Raw genomic sequence first — 17551 nt, 5'->3', positions numbered from 1 at the left:
CAATTTCTGCACTCCCCAGGGGCGAGGGACGCTCCACAGAGAGCGTTTCGTCATAGCCCTGTATGATGACGACTCTCCAGCCCGTGTTGCACAGCAGCCAGACCCTGAGGCGCTCGTGGAGTTCGGCGACGTCGACGCGGAGTTCCGCCAGCTCGTTGCCGAAACGCTCGGCACATCCGAGTTCCTCAACACTGAACTGCTCGGCGGGGACGATCCAGTCCTGGTCGTCGAGGAGGTCGATCGCGGTGACTGACGATCGACTCTTTCTCGTCGTCAAGGGCGTCGGTCCTGCTGACTTCCCTGTCCACGAGACCGATCCGAACAAGCGCGACGAGGCGGTCGCGCTGGCGGACGATATCTTCGAGCTGCTCCAGGAGGACTACGACAAGGATGTCGACGGCGTCGTCTCCGTGGTCAATCCCGACGCCCACGAGCAATTGCAGAAAACCGAGCGCTAGCTGCGAGGCTCGTACTGAAGCAGGGAACCACTGGTATCTATCTCAGGGCTGGCAGACCGGGCTGTGCAAGATACACAGCGCGTATCGCTCACTGATCAAGATTGACGTCGGTAAACTCAAACCGGGCTCCGTCGTCAACCCCATCGACGACCGCAACCTGCCAACCGTGGGCCTCGGCGATCCGTTTGACAATCGTCAACCCAAACCCCGTCCCGTCGCTTGCCGAAGTGTGTCCGGGGTCAAACACATCCTCACGGGTCTCTTCGGGGATCCCCGGGCCGGTGTCTTCGACGTAAAATCCGCTGTCGTCGATTTGGCCGACGCGAACGGTCACGGCTGGCCCGCCGTGTTCGAGTGCGTTCCGAAAGAGGTTCTCGAAGACGTGCTGGAGTCGACTTCGGTCACCAGTGATCGTGACCTTGTCCGCGATCTCGATGGTTGCCTCGTCTGTTCGGACGTTTTTCCAGCACTTACCGACTATATTGACTAACGCTATCGGTTCGGGGTCTGAGACGACTTGGCCCTGTCTGGCGAGTGTAAGTGTATCGGAGATGATTTCTTCCATCCGATCAAGCGACTCGACTATCGGGGCAAGATGCTCGCTATTGCAGTCGTTGGCGAGCAGTTCTGTCCGGCCCTGTGCGACGGTGAGGGGATTGCGCAAATCGTGGGACACCACGCTTGCGAACTCGTCAAGTTGCTCCTTCTGGCTCCGGAGTTGTCGTTCCTGTTTGACCCGCTCGGTGACGTTCCGTGTGATCCCGATGATCTGGGTCACCTCCCCGTTCGTGATAACTGGCGTGAGAACCGTCTGCCAGAACCGTGCGCCCGTCTCGACGGGGAGTTCCTCCTCGTACGAAATCGATTCACGGGCTTGGACACACCGGCGGTAGTTAGCCTGGAGCTCTGCTCCGATCTCCTCACCGAACACGTCGGTTGGGGTCTTTCCACGGACCTCACCGGTTGTAATCCCAGTCTGTTCCTCGTAGGCCCGGTTCAGGCGCTCGAAGCGAAACACGGACTCCGTATCCTCTGACTCGACGGTCAGGAAGAAAATACTATCCTCGACAGTCTCAAGGAGTGTTTTGTACTCTTTGGCGAGCCCCCGAAACTGTCCTTCCTGTCGTTTCCGCTCGGAGATGTCACGGCTATTCACGAGGATCCCGCTGATGTCCGGATCGTCGAATCGATTTTGCAGCGTTGCCTCGATCCAACACCACGAGCCGTCGGCACGACGAAACCGCGTCTCGATCACCTGGACGTCATCAGGGTTCGTCTGAATGGTCTCGATAGCATCGGCAACGGCATCACGGTCGTCGGGATGTTGATACTCGTAGCCGACCTCTCCGACCAACTCCTCGGGCTCGTATCCGAGCGTCCGAGTGACTGAGGGGCTCACGTACGTAATCGTTCCATCCGAATCGATGATCGTCGCAATGTCCGAGGATTCTTCGACGAGCTCCCGATGCAAGTCCGCTTCCATATGAGTGCTATGACGGGTCTGTACATAACTAACAGCTCCGAACATAGAAAGCCAGCCCCGATGGATACAACGCGCGTATTCAACAGCTAGGGGACTACACACTCCTGTACGTTGATTATGGTCTAAACGTTTCCTCAAACAGGATAGCACTTGACTCGGTATCAGTATAGACAATAGTGATTTTAAGTTCATCAGCTTCTGGCCCTGTTCTGTCCGGTGGTTCACGGAAATCGGCTCCACCAACCTTTATTCGGAATTGTATTGTATCCCCCGCAGTCCATGTATTTGGATCTGCAGGAACGATAACTTGGTTCGGTGCTCCGTTACTGGTATCGATTATATCGTCGCCTTGAACATTTGTGGAGTCAATAGCATTCGAGAAGTGGCTATCAGCGGGTAAATTGACCAATCGTGCGTTGGCATCAAGACTTGGACCAGATGCCTGAACGATAATCTCAATATTCTCAACGTTCACCCTATCGCCTGCAACATGGGTAATTCGAACAATCTGCTCATCAGAACCACTACCGGGTTCAAATTCACCGCTCGTTTGTCCTACAACTGGCGCAGTGTCGTTGAGGTCTTCTGTGAATCCAAGAACGAATATCGAGATAGTTGCGGTTAGTATGACTGCAATTGCGACCATCAAAATAACCGAAATAACAGGTGAGACAGCTCGGTTCGGTTCCACAGGTCCAAGATCCTTATTCATAGAATGAACCACCGCCTTGATAAATAACCGTCTTACTTCTCACAGCTCTCTGCCGACTGTATCCTCTGTATCTTGCACGCCAACCTGTGGCAATATCAGTAGGCTGATTGTTCTTCCATCAGCTTAGGCAAGAGCCAGCCGCGATTTTGTGTACCCCTGTGAGGTGAGGGGTTACCCGATATGAGCACTGAGCAGCAGTCCGTCGACGAACAGCCGCAAGAACACACCACCGACGACGTCGACATCGAGGCCGGACACCAGGAGGCACAGGCAACCGGCAAGGTCTTCGAGGGCTAGCAGCGAGGAGGCCGGTAAGATGGTTTGTCCGGACTGCGAGCGTCCGTACCCGTCGCCCTCGACGGCCTGTGTCTCAAAGCGCTACCAGATCGACGGAGCGACCTACGATCCGATTCTGTGGGGTGAGGAAGCTCGGTTCCGAACCTACGAGCAACAGGTCACCACCCTCGAAACGCAGGTCCTCACCGGGGGGCGTGGGCGTCTCTCGAAAGCCGATGTCCGCCAGCAACTCGATCGGTTTGTCGCGACGACCGACCCCGAGACCTGGAACAACCGCTCCTGTCCCGCCTGTGGCGTCGAGCAGGGCGAGTACCATCATCCTACGAGGAATGCCCTGCCTGTGGCGGACAGCCGCTGCTCTGTCCCTGTGAGATCGACATCGAGGTCATAGGTCTCAAACGTGACCGGACTAACGGCCAGTCTCTTCTATTCAGTTTTTGTGTCTCAGTGGGACGGTGATGTTACTCTTCCCACAAATTTGTCTGTTCTAACCGTTCGAACCGAAGTTGGTGGGTCCGATACTCTGTCAGGTATGCCGTGGGACTTCCAAGTCGATACGTTTCATCCTCACTATCGAGTAAGAGCTGATTCTCGATTCCACTCTCACTGTTGTGCGGTTCGATCAAGTGCTGTTCGACACCGGATAGACAGCCGCTGAGTGTCTCTTCTTGACCATCACTTCGTCGCACGACTTCGGCTGTAATCCAGTGTGGCTCACCCGACCGATAGAGAATCGTCCCATCGTATACCGCCCTCAGAAAACTATCATACTGTTCTGGGAGCCGAGCGCGCCATGCCAGCGCAATCTCTTCGCCTAACGTCCAGTAGTTCCCAAAGAACGAGCTTGCGTAGACGTTTCCAATATTTCGGTTGTTGAATACGACAGCGCGATCCTCACTGCGCTCCCAGCCAAACAGGTCTGGTGTCGTACTGACCCCCTGTTGACGATCAGCAACGAGAAACGCTGGCATTTGATACTCACAGAAGCGTACTGCCTGTGCGAAGCCAGCGTAATCGAGGTCATACACCCCTGCTGGGTCACCGGAGATCAGCAATGCAACGAATGTACAGTCGTAGTACGTTTCTGAAAGTGTATCCCTGAGTTGACGGATAACACCAACCGGTAGCGCTGCAATTAATTCGGTCTCTGCGTCACGAATGATTTGCTCAACTCGGCTGACGGTAGCTTCCCGTGAGCGGAGGATTTCGAGATGTTCTCCAGCAGGTTCCGTCGATGTGTACAGGTCGTTCAATGAATCTCGCGCGGATTCAATATCAGTGACGAGATCATCAAGCTGATCGCCCGGTGGTCGTGCACGAATTCGTTTCGGCGACGTATGATCGTCAACTTCGATCAACCCTAGCTGGTCGAGGTTATCTGCGAGTCGGTAGATGTACCGCTGTGACACATCCGTTCTCGATGCGAGTTCGGTTGCATTCGTGGCACCAGCAGCAACGACCTCAATATACACCTGGATCTCCTTTTCTGTCAGGCCGATTCGAGAGAGCGTGTCGATGATGTCAGACTCGTCAAGATCCATAACTTGGGCTGTGGCAACTACCGCGTGAAGAAATCGGTCGTACGACGCGATACGTCTTGTGACGAACCTCGCACTTGGATCCTATTACAGGAAGTCCTGTGATAGGGTCAGCAACGAGGCCGCAGACCAGCTAAAATTCGGTGAGTTCAGCCGTTCACCGGTCAGCGGGTTGTAATTCTCGTGGATAGGCCGATCCCCGAGGATGCCCTCACCGTGATGGAACAGCTTTTTGGTAAGCTCTGTCGCGACCTGGCTGTAGCCATATCGCTCGAGCCCTTCGATAGCGAATTTCGCTTGGTCCAGCCAAACGTTCCCTCGCCAGTAGGACTGCGGGTGGAATTCAGGCGCTGACCGTGCCACGGTTGGGAAGGGGAGATACGTGTTGAACTCGGACTCATCGGTCAGTACGTCGACGACTGCCTCAGCCTGTTCCTCAGTAGCGACACCTGCCCAGAGCGGAATGGCTCCCTCGATCGCGCGGCCGACACCACGTGCTTCGATCAGTGGCGTTTTGTCGGTCGTGATGTCATAGAAGAAGCCCGTATCCTCGTGGAACATGTGTGTCTGGATATAGCCTCGAACGTCATCGGCCGCGCGTCGGTACATATCTGCTCTCGCAGATTGTCCGATTGTGTCCGCGATTTCCGCGAGATACTGTTTCTCGGCGTAAAGGTACGAGTTAAGATCGACAGACTCCTGATCAAGCGAGTACCCCACGAGGTTACCGTTGTCCCGGTTTTCAAGCACTGACGCATCGTCGAACCGTGGGGCATTGTCCATCCCACTTTCCCAGGCAGCTGCTGTGACGATTGCTTCTTCTGAGTCGTTCGATGGATGGACAGTTGCGCCATATTCGGCGATCCCGTTTCCGTCGTGGTCGCGCGTCCGATACCACCAGTTGTGGTACTCTACTAACTTGGGATACAGCGCTTCGAGGAAGTCGACATTCTTGTTCTGTTGGTATATTTCCCAGGCGGCCCACGCCGCAAGGGGTGGTTTTGAGTTTCGTTCGTTCCAGTTCCCACCGCCGTTGTCGGGTGTATTGTACGCGATAAGGTCCTGGATCATCCCCGCGTCCTGCGGACGCGTCTCGGATTCTTCGGTCACCTGGTGGTCGAACATCGACCACATGAGTTGTTCCGCCAGCCCAGGATCGAATCGGGCCGTGCCGACGGCTTGTTTCCACGTATCCCAGGCCCAGAATCCGCCGGCGAACCATTTATACGAGATTGATGGGGTCATCCCATCAGATTCGACGGCTCCAGCCGGGCTCCGCCAGTTTCCGATGAGCGTCTCGACCGCTTTGATACCCACTTCCTCGTAGGTGTCTACTGTATTATTGCTAACCGAATCGAGATATCGGTCCCACCGTTGTTCAACACTACCGATATACTCGTCGGGATGAGAGCGAATTTGTTTGGTTTTATCGGCCTCTGGACCCGCCTCTTCGCTGGTCAGAGTATACGACTCCGTCCAAGCGAGCTGCTCCGTATCGCCTGGGGAGAGAGTGATTGGTGGTTGCCGGGTCGTTGTGTAACTGTCCTCAGAGATAGTTGTCGTCACCGGTGCATCGTGGGTAACCTCGAATCGTTCTTCACCGCTGGTCATGTACGACCACGTCTCGCGGACGCGGTCGAAAGTCACCCGGACCCCATTCTGTCCTGTTGTAAGCGACGGGGCATCGAACTGATTCGGTAGAAGTGACCCGCTCCACTTTGCCATCAGCTGCCGGGGAGTGTCGCCAGTGTTCTCAATCCTAGCTGTTACCAGCGCCGAGCGATCGGTCACGAACCGGAGGCGAAGTCGAACAGTCAGTCCCTCCAGTGTGAACTCTTGCTCGAGAAGACCAGGATATGATTCGATATCCGCTTCTGCGTCGGCTAATGGAACCTCTTTCTCCGTCTGCTTGTCAACCAGAGAGAGTTGCGTGAATCCTTCGCTGAGGAACCACGCGTACTCTTGGGCAATATACAGTGGGCCAGTGAACGATCCGAGTCGGTCCGTGTCGTCTTCGCTTGGCAGCGCATACCCATGCCAGGCGCCGTTATCAGCGAACAGCGTGATGTCCATATCGGCGTCAGGCTGTGCCGCTATTGGAACGCCATTGTGGTCCAGTGTCGAAGGGTGTGTCCCGCCGGGAACTGCTGGTGGGTACGGACCCGCACGTGCAGTCCCGATCATTGTCGTCAGGACAGAGCCTGTACCCGCCAACCCTGCGAGTTGGAGTATCTGTCGTCGGTTATACTGTCTGCCAGTGTGTGATGTGTCGTTGTGTGCCATCGTCGATCGTGGTGTGTACCCCAGTTAGCCAGGACGCCGCAACCGTTGTGCCAGTGGCGCCCATGGCCCGATTGGACTCCTCGGGGAAGGTTTTGATAAGAATTCTCTAAATTTGTCACGCGACTGTTCGTCCCCGTTCGGGTGATGTTATTTTTCGTCCGAACTGGCAGGATAGCCGCGGCGAGGGGCCCAGCGGTGGTATAGTCTGAAAGCGCTCCGGTTTCGTTGCTACGAGGTGGCTAGTGGTGAACAAGACCAATGGGAGAAAGCCAGGCCGGTGCTGCCCAACCGGCTGGCGTGCCTCTGACAGTTTACAGCGACACTGCACTCACACTAATGGATGCGTTGACATAAGCAGTGCAGTAACACTGATGTCATTGTATGAACCTAACATCGAGGCCCCTGAGCCTGCAGTGTATCCCCCAGTTAGCAGACGGGGCGGGTCCCAATCGGACGGTACCCCTTCGAACTGATGTCCAGGGACCGCCGCCCGATTCATATCACTGGGCAGTCTTGGAATACGCTTTGTGGCAGTCGTCTTTCCACGGAGAAACCTATGGACGGGCTCCTAGGCCAGCTGGAGCAGCTGGGCCGCTCGCCTGGCGTGGCTTTGTGCGTCCCCGGCGGGTGAGGGACGATGTCTGAGAACACCTGCCCGCGCGAGGAGTGCAACGCCGAAATCGTCGAGTCCGAACGGGTCGCCTGTGTCGACGGTGAGTATACAGAGACCGCGACTGTCGGCCGGTACGCGGCGACGTGCGCGAACGGCCACCTCGAAGTCGAGGATGTCCCCGAAGCGCTCTGAGGATCGGTGATCCGCTTTTCCAAGGAACGATCTCGTGTACATCAGATCTCTATTTTAACCGGTTTGCACCGAAACACACAGTATTCTGTGCTTACATAGATTTCTGTATGCCAACCATCACAGTCAATGTTGACGACACGCTGAAAGAGCGAATGGACAACCACCCGGAAATTAACTGGAGCGAGGTCACCCGACAGGCTATCCAGGAGAAGATCGAGGCGCTCGAAATGATGGATACACTCACTAGCGAGAGTGAACTGACTGAGAGCGACGTGCAGGAAATCGCGAACAAAATCAACGAGAGCGGACGGGCGCGTGTCGAGGAGAATTCGGAGTAGACGCACGGATGAAGCTGGTAATCGACGCCAATGTTGTCATTTCTGCTCTCATCGCTGATTCGAAAACGCGGGAACTCATCGTTACGCTCGACCCGGATCTCTTGACGCCCGCGTTCGTCCACGATGAAATCGAGAAGTACGAAGATCTGATCGTGGCGAAATCTGGGATGGAACCGGACCGAGTGACACAGTTTATCGACCTTCTGTTTCAGTACATTAAGGTCGTTCCTGCTGAGGAATTCTATCCAGCCATCGAAGAAGCAGACGCGGCGATTGGTGATACTGATCCCGATGATGTGCTCTATTTGGCGTGTGCCATCGTCAGCGATGTGGCTATCTGGAGTGATGATTCCGATTTCGGTGAACAGAACCTCGTTACGTGGTACTCCACAGGTGATGTGGTCAACTCGTTCGACACGGTCTGACACACATAACTCCCACATACCTGTGTCTTCAAGAGAGACTGAGAGAGTGCTCGCGTACGTCGGAGTCGCGCGCGGTTGGAGACGAGAGCGACACGACTACACTGGCGTTGGCAGTCGATCGCTCTCAGGGTGGGGCTGGCAGGCGGGAGCAGCAGCCGAGCACAGGGCGTGTCCCGGATGGAAAGGGAGCGGCGTCAGTCCATCGCGTCGACCACACACCGGAAGCCGATGTTTCCGGTTGAACTGTCGGGCGTGTTCTTCGATCGGGCAGGGACGCGGTAGCGGTTGCACCATGACCGGTGACAGAGATACGACCCGCCGCGCATCACACGCTGGGTACCATCTTCGGGACCCGTGGGATCTACGTGGCTGTAGTCGTCGGTCGTGTGATAGTCCGGACTGAACCAGTCGGCACACCACTCCCAGACGTTGCCCGAGACGTTGTACAACCCGTAGCCGTTGGGTTCGTAGGCATCGACGGGGGCCGTCCCGTGATACCCGTCCGCTGCCGTGTCGTGACTGGGGAAGTCCCCCTGCCAGATGTTACAGCGGTGCTCGCCGTCGGGCCGCAGTTCGTCGCCCCACGGGAAGCGTTTGCCTGAGAGGCCACCGCGGGCGGCGTACTCCCACTCGGTCTCCGTCGGGAGACGTTTGCCCGCCCACTCGGTATAGGCCCGAGCATCGCGCCAGGAGACGTGTGTCACCGGGTGTTTCAGTCGCTCGCGGTTGTCGAGGACGTTCGAACTCGGCCCGTCGGGCCGGAGCCACGTCGTGCCCGCGACGGCGACCCACCAGGGCGCGGCGTCGACCCGCTGGCGGACGTACCCGCTGTCGGCGTCGGCGACGAAGTCGGTGAAGACGAACGACCAGCCGTATCGTTCAGCGTCGGTGGTATACCCCGTGTCGCGGACGAACGCGAGGAACTCCGCGATCGTTACCGCATGGCGGTCAACGTAGAACGGCGACAGCGTCACCTCGCGGGTCGGCCCCTCACCGTCCTCGGGGAACCCCTCACCGGAGTCGGTCCCCATCGTGAACGTCCCGCCGTTGAGGCGAACCATCCCGTCGGTCCGCTCGTCGGCCGCGTCGGCGGGAACCGTCCGCTCTCGCGCGGTGTCGGTACCCGTCACGTCGCCGCCGTCACGGGATGGCCGAGGCCCCGACTCACGGTCCGGACCACAGCAGGCCGGATCGTCGTCGGTCATATTGGCGTGTCACCAGGCCACGAACGAATGTGTTTCGACACGCTCACGAACGGGGCCGCCCTGTCCGCTTGGCGGGCTCCACCGATCATCTGTCGGTCGGGAATGATCGCGCCCGTTCGACTGTCCGCACCTGTCGCTCACTCCGGTCAGTCCGCCGGTAGTATGCCGCCAGTTCCTCGGGGTCAACGTAGTAGAACGGGCCGCTTTCGACGGCCATCCGAGCGAGCGGATCGGTCCCGCCAGCGTCCGTCGTCGCGAGCATCTCGTCCCGCCAGTCGGCCAGCCGGCCGCGCAGGCGGTCGGCTACCTCCGGCCGGTCGGCCACGAGGTTCTCGGTCATGTGCGGGTCCGCCTGGCGGTCGTGGAGGAGTTCGAGGCCGGCAGCTGGCCCCTCGGTGTCGGGCGCGTTGAACAGCTCCGGATGTGAGAACACGCCAGGATGGAGCAATCGGATATATGCCCAGTCGTCCTCGTAGACTGCGCGGCTGAACGTGAAGATGCCGTGGCCACAGACCAGCGCGTTCCGGCCGTCGACCGAGCGGTCACGGAGAGCATCGGTCAGCGGCCTGGCGTCCCAGCCGTCGGGTACCGGCGCGTCGAACAGGGGACACAGCGTCGCGGTTAGATCGAACTGGTACACCTGCGCATCGATGGTGCGGTCGGGATCGGTGACGATCGGTCCGGCGACGATCAGCGGCACGCGTTGTGTCGGCGGGTGTGCGAGACCGTGCTCGGCGTAGAGTCCGTGTTCTCCCAGCGCCTCGCCGTGATCCGCGGTGACGATGATCGTCACCTCATCGCGGACACCCGCCTCGTCAAGCGCCGCGAGGAGCCGCTTGACGTGGCGGTCAATCCTGCGGATGCTGGCGTCGTACCCGTCGACGAGGTGGACGACATCCGTGGGCGTTTCGAAGCGGTCCAGGATCGGCCAGTCGCCGTACTGGGCCTCGTAGTCGGGGTCGTCGACGACGTCAGGCGTGGGCCAGAGGTCCGCGCTGCGGGGACCGGTCATCCCGCGCTGGGCGGCGAGGGCGTCACCGTCGGGCCAGTCCAGTGTCCAGTCGCCGTCCCGGAGCGTCTCGACATCGTCGGCCACGTCGTGGTACGGGTGGTGGACGCCCCAGTACTGGACGTGCAACAGCCAGTCGTCGTCGGTCGCGTGGCGGTTGAGCCAGGCAGTGGCTTCGCGGGTCACGTCCACGGCTGTCTCGTCGTCCTTCCGCGTCGTCGGCTGGATCGCATCGGTAAACGAGCCGCTGAAGTGGTACGCCGAGTGGTGGCTGCCGAAGCTACTGACCGTCGCGGTCCGCACGCCGTGTCGTGAGAGGTGTCGGAAGGCGAGGGGGGCATTCGGGGCAGCGTCGTGACCGCTCGCATTGTAGTCGTACCACTGTCCGTCGCCGAAGTGGGTGACAACGCCGGTTCGAGCGCCGAACCGGCCCGCAGCCAGTGCCGTCCGGCTTGGAAGACATGGAGTGTCCGAGGCGTACGCCCGCGTGAACCGGACGCCCTCTGCCGCCAGGGTGTCGATACCGGGCGAGGTCGGGCGGTCGTACCCGTAGCAGCCGAGGTGGTCCGGTCGCAGCGAGTCTATATCGATGAGGAGCACTCTCACGGCGTATCACCGCTGGCGGTGGCGGTCACGTCGACGCCGTCGACGAGAGCGGCGACGGCCTCACGGCCGATATCGACCGACGACGGCGCCGTAGTAATGCCCTCGTCGGGGTCGAGTCCGAACAGGGCCCGCAGGAGCGCGAGCGGTGTCGACGCACCCCAGGCCTGGGGTTCGCAGGCTGACGGGTACTGGTACGGCGTCTCGTCGGCGAACCCGCAGTACAGTTCGGGGACGCGCTGCCGGTCGAAGGTCCGACAGGCCTCCAGGACATCGGTCGCGATCCGCTCGGCCGCCTCGTGGAAGCCGTAGCCGGCGGCTCCCAAGGCGACAAGGGCGTTGTCGTGGGGCCAGACGCTCCCGACGTGGTAGGAGACGGGGCTGTACCCAGCGTCTTCGCTGCTCATCGTCCGCACCCCCCAGCCCGTGTTCAACCCGTCGTCGAGGAGCGTCTCGACCACCGCATCCGCCCGGTCGGGGTCGACGATTCCCGACCAGAGGCAGTGGCCGACGTTGGAGGTCGTCGAGTCGACCACCCGCCCGTCGCTGGTCAGCGCTGTTCCGTAGTATTCCCGGTTGGGGAGCCAGAAATCGGCGTCGAACCATTTGGCGATGCGCTCAGCCCGGCGTTCGTACTCGCGGGCGTCGGCCTCCTGACCGCGCTCGCGAGCCATCGCGGCCGTCCGTCGGTAGGCGTCGTAGACGTACCCCTGTACCTCGGCGCTGGCGAGCGGCGCGTCCGCCGGCCGTCCGTCGGCGAACTGGACGCTCCGTTCCGTATCCCGCCAGGCCTTGTGAACCACTCCCGTACTGTCTGCCTCGCAGTAGTAGAGGAACGGGTCGTCCCGGCCCCGGTCGGTCGCGGTTTCGAGCCAGTCGACGGCGCGTTCGGCGGCCGGCCAAAGCTCCTCGAGGAGCGACTCGTCGTTGGTCCAACGCCGTGTCTCGTCGAGGACGACCAGCCACAGCGGCGTCGCGTCGATGGTACCGTAGTAGGGCGTGTGGGGTATCTCCCCGCGTTCGGCCAGTTCACCCTGCCGGATCTCGTGGAAGATCTTCCCGGGTGCCTCCTCACGGTAGGTGTCCTCGCTGGTACCCTGTTGGACAGCGAGATACCGGAGTGTCCCGGCCGCCAGCGTTGGGAGGACGGGGAGAGCGTTGTACGCCGTCAGCAGGGCGTCGCGGCCGAACACGGTCGCGAACCACGGTACGCCCGCCAGGGAGACCGGTCCGTAGTCGGTGGCCGTCACGAGCGCGCGCAGGTCCGACACGGCGCGTTCGAACACCGTCCTGTAGCGGCTCTCCCCGAGAGCGTCAGTGTCGACGCCGAGTGAGGGACCGCCGGCGGCGTCGACCGCGCGGTCGAACAGCGACCCCTTGGCCACGCTGTCGGTCCCGTCGGGGAGCACCGCCATCGTCACCGTGGCGGACGCCTGCGAGGCCAGCGGGAGTCTGAACGTCCCACCGCGGGGAGTCAGTGTTTCCGGGGTAGGTTCGAACCACACGGTCGTCGTCGCGCCGCTCGCGTCCGCCGGGTCGTAGCGCCACCTGATTCGGTCGTCCGCCGCGGTACGTTCGACCTCGCGGTCGATGCCCGTCGAGAAGCCCCGAACCTCGAAGAGATTCTCGAAGTCGGCATCGACATCGACCGACAGCCTGAGCGTCGTCGCCGACCGCGCGTGGTTGGCGACACGTACCCGTTCGACCAGGCCGAGGCCCTCAGCGACGACCTGGTCCCGTGTCAGCGCCAGGGTCGTGTGTTTCTGTTCCGCGGACTCGTCTATCTTGTTCACCGTCGAGGCGGCGTCAGCGTAGGTGACCCGCCGTCGCCACGGCGACCTTAGGTGGCTACCTACTGATTTGAGGGCCGTGTTCTCGACGGAAACGTCCAGATCGGAGAGGTAGCGCGTGTCACGGTGGAACAGGCCGCCGGCCCCGTCGAGCGTGAACGCCTCATCGGTGACGAGGAACGTATGGCCGTCGACGAGCACTTCCTCAGTCATCGTCCTGCTTGTGTGACTCCGGAACGGGCGTGTTCGACTCCCCAACGGCCGTCTCGTCGATACGCTCGCCGGAAGCTGGGTCGAAGAGGTGGACCTGGTCGGGGACGGGCCGAACGCTGACCCGGTCGCCGGTGCCGACGTTCTCGCTGGAGTCGACCTGTGCGACGAACTCCTCGATCCCGGGAGGGTCAAAAAACAGGTAGCGGTTCGCCCCGTGGAACTCTTCGAAGGCGACCTCCATTGACAGCCACTCGCCGCCGCCAGGATCGTCCTGCCTGACCGCGACGTGTTCGGGGCGCACGCCGAGGACGACCGACCGGTCGCCGACGATGTCGGTTTCGACCGGTACCGAGAGGGTGGCGTCGCCGAATCCGCCGACACGAACCCTGTCGTCCCCGACGGTGGCGTTGACGAGGTTCATCGTTGGGCTGCCGATGAACCGGGCGACGAAGAGGTTGGCCGGCTCGTAGAACACCGTCTCTGGGGAGCCGAGTTGCTGGATCTCCCCGTCGTTCATCACGGCGATGCGGTCGCCCATCGTCATCGCCTCGCTCTGGTTGTGGGTGACGTGGACGGTAGTGATGCCCAGCCGTTTCTGGAGCCGAACGATCTCGGTCTCCATCTGATCCCGGAGGTTCGCGTCGAGGTTCGCCAGCGGCTCGTCGAGCATGAATGCGGCCGGGTTGGTGACGATGGCCCGCCCCAGCGAGACGCGCTGTTTCTGGCCGCCAGAAAGCTCACTGATGTCCCGTTGCAGCAGATCGTCGATGTCGAGCATCTCGGCGATGTCCTCGACGCGGGCCTCGATCTCCCCGTCATCGAGGTCGCCCTGCATCCGGAGATTGAACGAGATGTTTTCGAAGACACTCATGTGCGGAAAGAGCGCAAAGTTCTGGAACACGAGCGCTACGTCCCGCTTGCGGGCCGGGATGTCGGTCACGCGGTTCTCGTCGATGTAGACGTCCCCCTCGGTTGGGGTCTCCAGCCCAGTAATAGTCCGTAACAAGGTGGTCTTCCCGCAGCCGCTGGGGCCGACGAGGACGAGCAGTTCGCTGTCCTCTATCTCGAAGTCGACATCGTCGACGGCCGTTACATCGCTGAACTCCTTTGTCACATTGTCGAGTCTGATCGTACTCATGGAATCACCCTTTGTACTCCGCGCCGGTGAGTCCGGCAACGAACTGCTTCTGGAACGTCACGAACAGTACGAGGATCGGCAGCATCGCGATGAGGCTGGCCGCCCCCAGCAACCCCCAGTTGACGACACCCTGACGGGAGATGAACCGGTAGATCGCCACCGGGTACACCCACTTGGCTTCGCTGTTGGTGAACGTCAGCGGGATGACGAACTGGTTCCACGCGCCGACGAACGCGTAGATTGTTACGGCGCCCAGCGCTGGCTTCGCGAGCGGGATAATGACGCGGAACGCCTGGAACCGCGAGGCCCCGCCGACGCGGGCCGCCTCTTCCAATCCGTCGGGGACGGTGTCGAAGTAGCCCTTGATCAGCCACGTTCCGACCGGGATCGTGTTAGCCGAGGCGACGATGATGATGACCAACAGCGTGTCCAACAGGCCGATGATCGAGAAGATGCGGTACAGCGGGATGATCATCGCTAGGAACGGGATCATCTGGACGGACAGGATGGCGACCATCAGGTAGTTCTTGTACTTGATGTCGTACCGGGAGAAGGCGTAGCCTGCCGGCGTCGCGATTGTGAGGACGAGTATTGCGGATCCGCCGGCGACGATGACGCTGTTGATGAGATACTGGCCGACGAACTCTGTCTGCGTGAGGATCGTCTGGAAGTTCGTCGCCGACACCGTCGAGGGGACGATATCCGGCGGGAACCCGATAGTGTTTGGCGGCTTGAACGCGGCGACGAACAGCCAGTACAACGGGACGAGGAAATATACCGTGGCGCTCACGAGGACGGCGAACCCGACACCCCGCAGGAGCGCATTTTCGGGGTGCTTCCTGGCGTACTCGATTCCGTTCCGGACGCGGTAGCGTGATTCGAGGAGGCGTTGTTGGACACTCATTGTTCAGATCGCTTGTTCGATGCCGCCGAACGCCTTCAGGTAGAACGCCACTGTACAGAGGTTGAAAAGGAACAACAACACTGCGAGGGCGCTGGCCTTCCCGAAGTTGCCGACGCTGAACGCCGTCTCATACATGTGGAGCGCCAACACCTCCGTCGCGTTGAGTGGTCCGCCGCCGGTCATCACGAGGATCATCCCGAAGACGTTGAACGTAAACAGGGTCACGAGAATGAGGTTCATCAGGAGGAAGGGCCGAAGCAGGGGAAGCGTCACGTTCCGGACGGTCTGCAGTCGCGAGGCGCCGCCGACGCGGGCGGCCTCATAGAACGACTCCTGGATGCTCTGGAGACCGCTCGTCTGGAAGATGAGCGAGAACGGCGTCCCGCGCCAGATGTTCATCACGACGATACCGACCATGGCAAACTCGATACTGTTGAGCCACGCCGGCGGGTTCGCCCACCCTAGCCACATCAGAAACTGGTTGACAAGTCCAACCCGTGAGTTCAGCAGGAACTGCCAGGAGTAGCCGACGATGACCGCTGTCGTTGCCCACGGCAGGATGAACGTCGCCCGGAAGAACTGCGAGAGCCGGTCGCCCAGCCACGAGCGGTCCAGCAGGATGGCGAGGACGGCGCCGATACCGACCTGGCCGACGACGCTGGCGCCGACGAAGACGACGCTGTTTCGCATCACCTTGTAGAACAGTGGGTTGTTGAATATCTCGACGTAATTCTGGAAACCGACGAACGTCTGCTGGTCGAGGTTGTAGATCTTCACCTCGTAGAGACTGAGCTTGAACGCCCAGACCGCTGGGTAGAGGATGAGCCCGAAGACGATGGCGAACACCGGCGCGATCATGAGGTAAGGCAACCGCGCGTCGATGGCCTCGTAGAGCCGTTCGGCCCGTGTGAGCCGTTCGCTGGTGCTAGTACCGGTGTCGAACTCGGTGAGATACGTCGGATCTGAATCGGACATGCGGACGGGCGCTTACACCTGGTTCCGGAACTTCTGTGCGGCGTTCTCCAGGGCTGTCTGTGGTTCAGCCCGATCGAAGGCGACTCGCTGGAGTTCGGGGTTCAGCACCGAACTGACCGTCGACCAGTTGCTGACCGGTCGGGTGCCACCGTACTCCAGCATGTCCTTGATGGTCTCCGACCAGAGAATATTCTCCCAGACGTCACTGGCATCGAGCAGCGACTGTCGGGTCGGGATGCGGCCGGTGACACGCGCGATCTTTCGGTTGAACTCCTGGGTGCTGATGCGGGTCATGAAGTCCCGAACGATGTCGGGGCGGTCGGTGGTATTGAACGCCGCCCACGCGAACCCGCCGTTCATCGTCGCCGGCTGCCCCCCCTCCGGGTGGGGTGTGAGGCCGAAGCCGAACTGCTGTTTGATCTCCTCGTTGGACATCCCCTCTTGCCGGGCGAAGAAATCGAGCCACGAGCCGTACACCGGTGTCGTCGCGTAGGTGCCGCCGATGAACTCCCGGGGCATGTTGTGATCGCCGAAGATGGGCTCCTGCGGGCCGAAGTCCTCGGTGTTGTAGATGGCGTCGTAGAACGACGCCGCCTGAACGCCGTCCTCACTGTTGAATCGTGGCGTGGAGCCGTCGGAACTGAGGAACTGGCCGCCGGCGCTGAACAGCGGCACGCTCCAAATACCGGAAGCGACGATGACGCCCGTCCCGTAGGTTTCCGGCGGATTGTGGACCTGCTTGCCCAGTTCGTAGAACTCCGACCACGTCTCTGGCGGGCTCTCAGGGTCGAATCCGGCCTCGTCGACCATGTTCTTGTGCCAGTACATCCCGCGGACGTCAGTGGTGATGGGGAACCCGACCAGATCTCCCTCCTGCTGGACAGCCGGCTTGAACCCGGCGAAGTAGTCGTCGAAGTTGACTGCGTCCTTCATGTCGCTGAACGACATCAGTTCCCCGCTCTCGTAGAACGACCCTAGCCAGATCTGGTCGATGGCGGCTACGTCTGGCGCGTTGCCACCCCCCACACGTGTGAGGAGTTGCTGTCGCATGTTCCCGTAGGGAATCTCTCGGAAGTTCAGCGAGATGTCGGTGTCGTACTCACCGTTCAGTTCGTCGATGACCGGCGCGAAGTGCTCTTTCGCCCTGTCGCCGTCGACGTCGACGTACTCTAGCGTGAACGACTCGGCGGTCATCGTGTCAGTCGTGGTGCCACCGTCGCCGCCCGCAGTGTCCGTATTGTCGCTACCGTCGGTCTCTGTCCCACCCCCGCTGTCGCCACCACAGCCCGAGAGAAGCGCGGTCACACCGGTCACACCGGCCGCCTTGATGAACCGGCGTCGCTTCACGTCCGTCCGTGGACTGGAATCTGACATG

At 60.5% G+C, this 17551-nt stretch carries 17 protein-coding genes; 6 read left to right on the top strand and 11 right to left on the bottom strand.

Annotation, left to right across the window (positions count from 1 at the left end; translation table 11 throughout):
• Nucleotides 1-115 precede the first annotated feature (115 nt).
• Nucleotides 116-253, top strand: coding sequence for a hypothetical protein (locus P0204_RS19320; protein WP_276224012.1), 138 nt, complete (start codon nucleotides 116-118; stop codon nucleotides 251-253).
• Nucleotides 246-458, top strand: coding sequence for a hypothetical protein (locus tag P0204_RS19315; protein WP_276224010.1), 213 nt, complete (start codon nucleotides 246-248; stop codon nucleotides 456-458). The genes P0204_RS19320 and P0204_RS19315 overlap by 8 nt, the downstream gene beginning before the upstream one ends.
• An 88-nt stretch (nucleotides 459-546) precedes the next feature.
• On the opposite strand, the gene P0204_RS19310 is transcribed toward P0204_RS19315, so the two are convergent.
• Nucleotides 547-1941, bottom strand: a complete 1395-nt coding sequence (locus tag P0204_RS19310; protein ID WP_276224009.1) for a sensor histidine kinase — start codon at nucleotides 1939-1941, stop codon at nucleotides 547-549.
• Between the two features lie 115 nt (nucleotides 1942-2056).
• On the bottom strand, nucleotides 2057-2653 hold the full coding sequence (locus P0204_RS19305) for a type IV pilin N-terminal domain-containing protein (RefSeq protein ID WP_276224455.1): 597 nt from the start codon (nucleotides 2651-2653) through the stop codon (nucleotides 2057-2059).
• Nucleotides 2654-2969: 316 nt separating this feature from the next.
• Between P0204_RS19305 and P0204_RS19300 the strand changes: the two genes are divergently transcribed.
• Nucleotides 2970-3341 (top strand): hypothetical protein, encoded by a 372-nt coding sequence (locus P0204_RS19300; protein WP_336406481.1) that lies wholly within the window; start codon nucleotides 2970-2972, stop codon nucleotides 3339-3341.
• 70 nt (nucleotides 3342-3411) lie between these two features.
• Here P0204_RS19300 and P0204_RS19295 read toward each other — a convergent pair whose 3' ends face one another.
• Together P0204_RS19295 and P0204_RS19290 are read right to left on the bottom strand one after the other, a co-directional pair.
• Nucleotides 3412-4491: a TrmB family transcriptional regulator gene (locus P0204_RS19295; RefSeq protein ID WP_276224453.1), complete on the bottom strand. Its 1080-nt coding sequence runs from the start codon at nucleotides 4489-4491 to the stop codon at nucleotides 3412-3414.
• A gap of 84 nt (nucleotides 4492-4575) precedes the next feature.
• On the bottom strand, nucleotides 4576-6561 hold the full coding sequence (locus P0204_RS19290) for an MGH1-like glycoside hydrolase domain-containing protein (RefSeq protein ID WP_276224451.1): 1986 nt from the start codon (nucleotides 6559-6561) through the stop codon (nucleotides 4576-4578).
• 847 nt (nucleotides 6562-7408) lie between these two features.
• Here P0204_RS19290 and P0204_RS19285 point away from each other — a divergent pair.
• The 3 genes from P0204_RS19285 to P0204_RS19275 all read left to right on the top strand — a co-directional run bounded on the left by P0204_RS19285 (nucleotide 7409) and on the right by P0204_RS19275 (nucleotide 8339).
• On the top strand, nucleotides 7409-7576 hold the full coding sequence (locus tag P0204_RS19285) for a hypothetical protein (protein WP_276224449.1): 168 nt from the start codon (nucleotides 7409-7411) through the stop codon (nucleotides 7574-7576).
• A 107-nt stretch (nucleotides 7577-7683) separates the two neighbouring features.
• Nucleotides 7684-7914 carry a hypothetical protein gene (locus tag P0204_RS19280; RefSeq protein WP_276224447.1) on the top strand — a complete coding sequence of 77 codons (231 nt, stop codon included), beginning with the start codon at nucleotides 7684-7686 and terminating at the stop codon, nucleotides 7912-7914.
• Nucleotides 7915-7922: 8 nt separating this feature from the next.
• The gene (locus tag P0204_RS19275) at nucleotides 7923-8339 is read left to right on the top strand and encodes a PIN domain-containing protein (RefSeq protein ID WP_276224446.1); all 417 of its coding nucleotides are present in this window, start codon (nucleotides 7923-7925) and stop codon (nucleotides 8337-8339) included.
• Between the two features lie 194 nt (nucleotides 8340-8533).
• On the opposite strand, the gene P0204_RS19270 is transcribed toward P0204_RS19275, so the two are convergent.
• The 7 genes from P0204_RS19270 to P0204_RS19240 form a co-directional block, all read right to left on the bottom strand.
• Nucleotides 8534-9544 carry a formylglycine-generating enzyme family protein gene (locus P0204_RS19270; RefSeq protein ID WP_336406480.1) on the bottom strand — a complete coding sequence of 337 codons (1011 nt, stop codon included), beginning with the start codon at nucleotides 9542-9544 and terminating at the stop codon, nucleotides 8534-8536.
• An 85-nt stretch (nucleotides 9545-9629) separates the two neighbouring features.
• Nucleotides 9630-11159, bottom strand: coding sequence for a sulfatase family protein (locus tag P0204_RS19265; protein ID WP_276224444.1), 1530 nt, complete (start codon nucleotides 11157-11159; stop codon nucleotides 9630-9632).
• On the bottom strand, nucleotides 11156-13159 hold the full coding sequence (locus P0204_RS19260; protein WP_276224443.1) for an amylo-alpha-1,6-glucosidase: 2004 nt from the start codon (nucleotides 13157-13159) through the stop codon (nucleotides 11156-11158). Before P0204_RS19260 ends, P0204_RS19265 begins: the two co-directional genes overlap by 4 nt.
• Nucleotides 13152-14297, bottom strand: coding sequence for an ABC transporter ATP-binding protein (locus P0204_RS19255; protein WP_276224442.1), 1146 nt, complete (start codon nucleotides 14295-14297; stop codon nucleotides 13152-13154). The genes P0204_RS19260 and P0204_RS19255 overlap by 8 nt, the downstream gene beginning before the upstream one ends.
• 4 nt (nucleotides 14298-14301) lie before the next feature.
• A complete protein-coding gene (locus P0204_RS19250) occupies nucleotides 14302-15201 on the bottom strand; it encodes a carbohydrate ABC transporter permease (protein WP_276224441.1) in 900 nt (299 codons plus the stop codon).
• A 3-nt stretch (nucleotides 15202-15204) separates the two neighbouring features.
• Complete coding sequence (locus tag P0204_RS19245; RefSeq protein WP_276224439.1) at nucleotides 15205-16176, bottom strand: carbohydrate ABC transporter permease; 972 nt, start codon at nucleotides 16174-16176, stop codon at nucleotides 15205-15207.
• A gap of 12 nt (nucleotides 16177-16188) precedes the next feature.
• Nucleotides 16189-17550: an extracellular solute-binding protein gene (locus P0204_RS19240; protein ID WP_276224437.1), complete on the bottom strand. Its 1362-nt coding sequence runs from the start codon at nucleotides 17548-17550 to the stop codon at nucleotides 16189-16191.
• Nucleotide 17551: the final 1 nt, after the last annotated feature.

The sequence above is a fragment of the Haloarcula halophila genome, from assembly GCF_029278565.1.
GTDB lineage: Archaea > Halobacteriota > Halobacteria > Halobacteriales > Haloarculaceae > Haloarcula > Haloarcula halophila.
The sequence above is the reverse complement of the archived record's forward strand: the minus strand, read 5'-3'. Positions and strand labels throughout refer to the sequence as shown.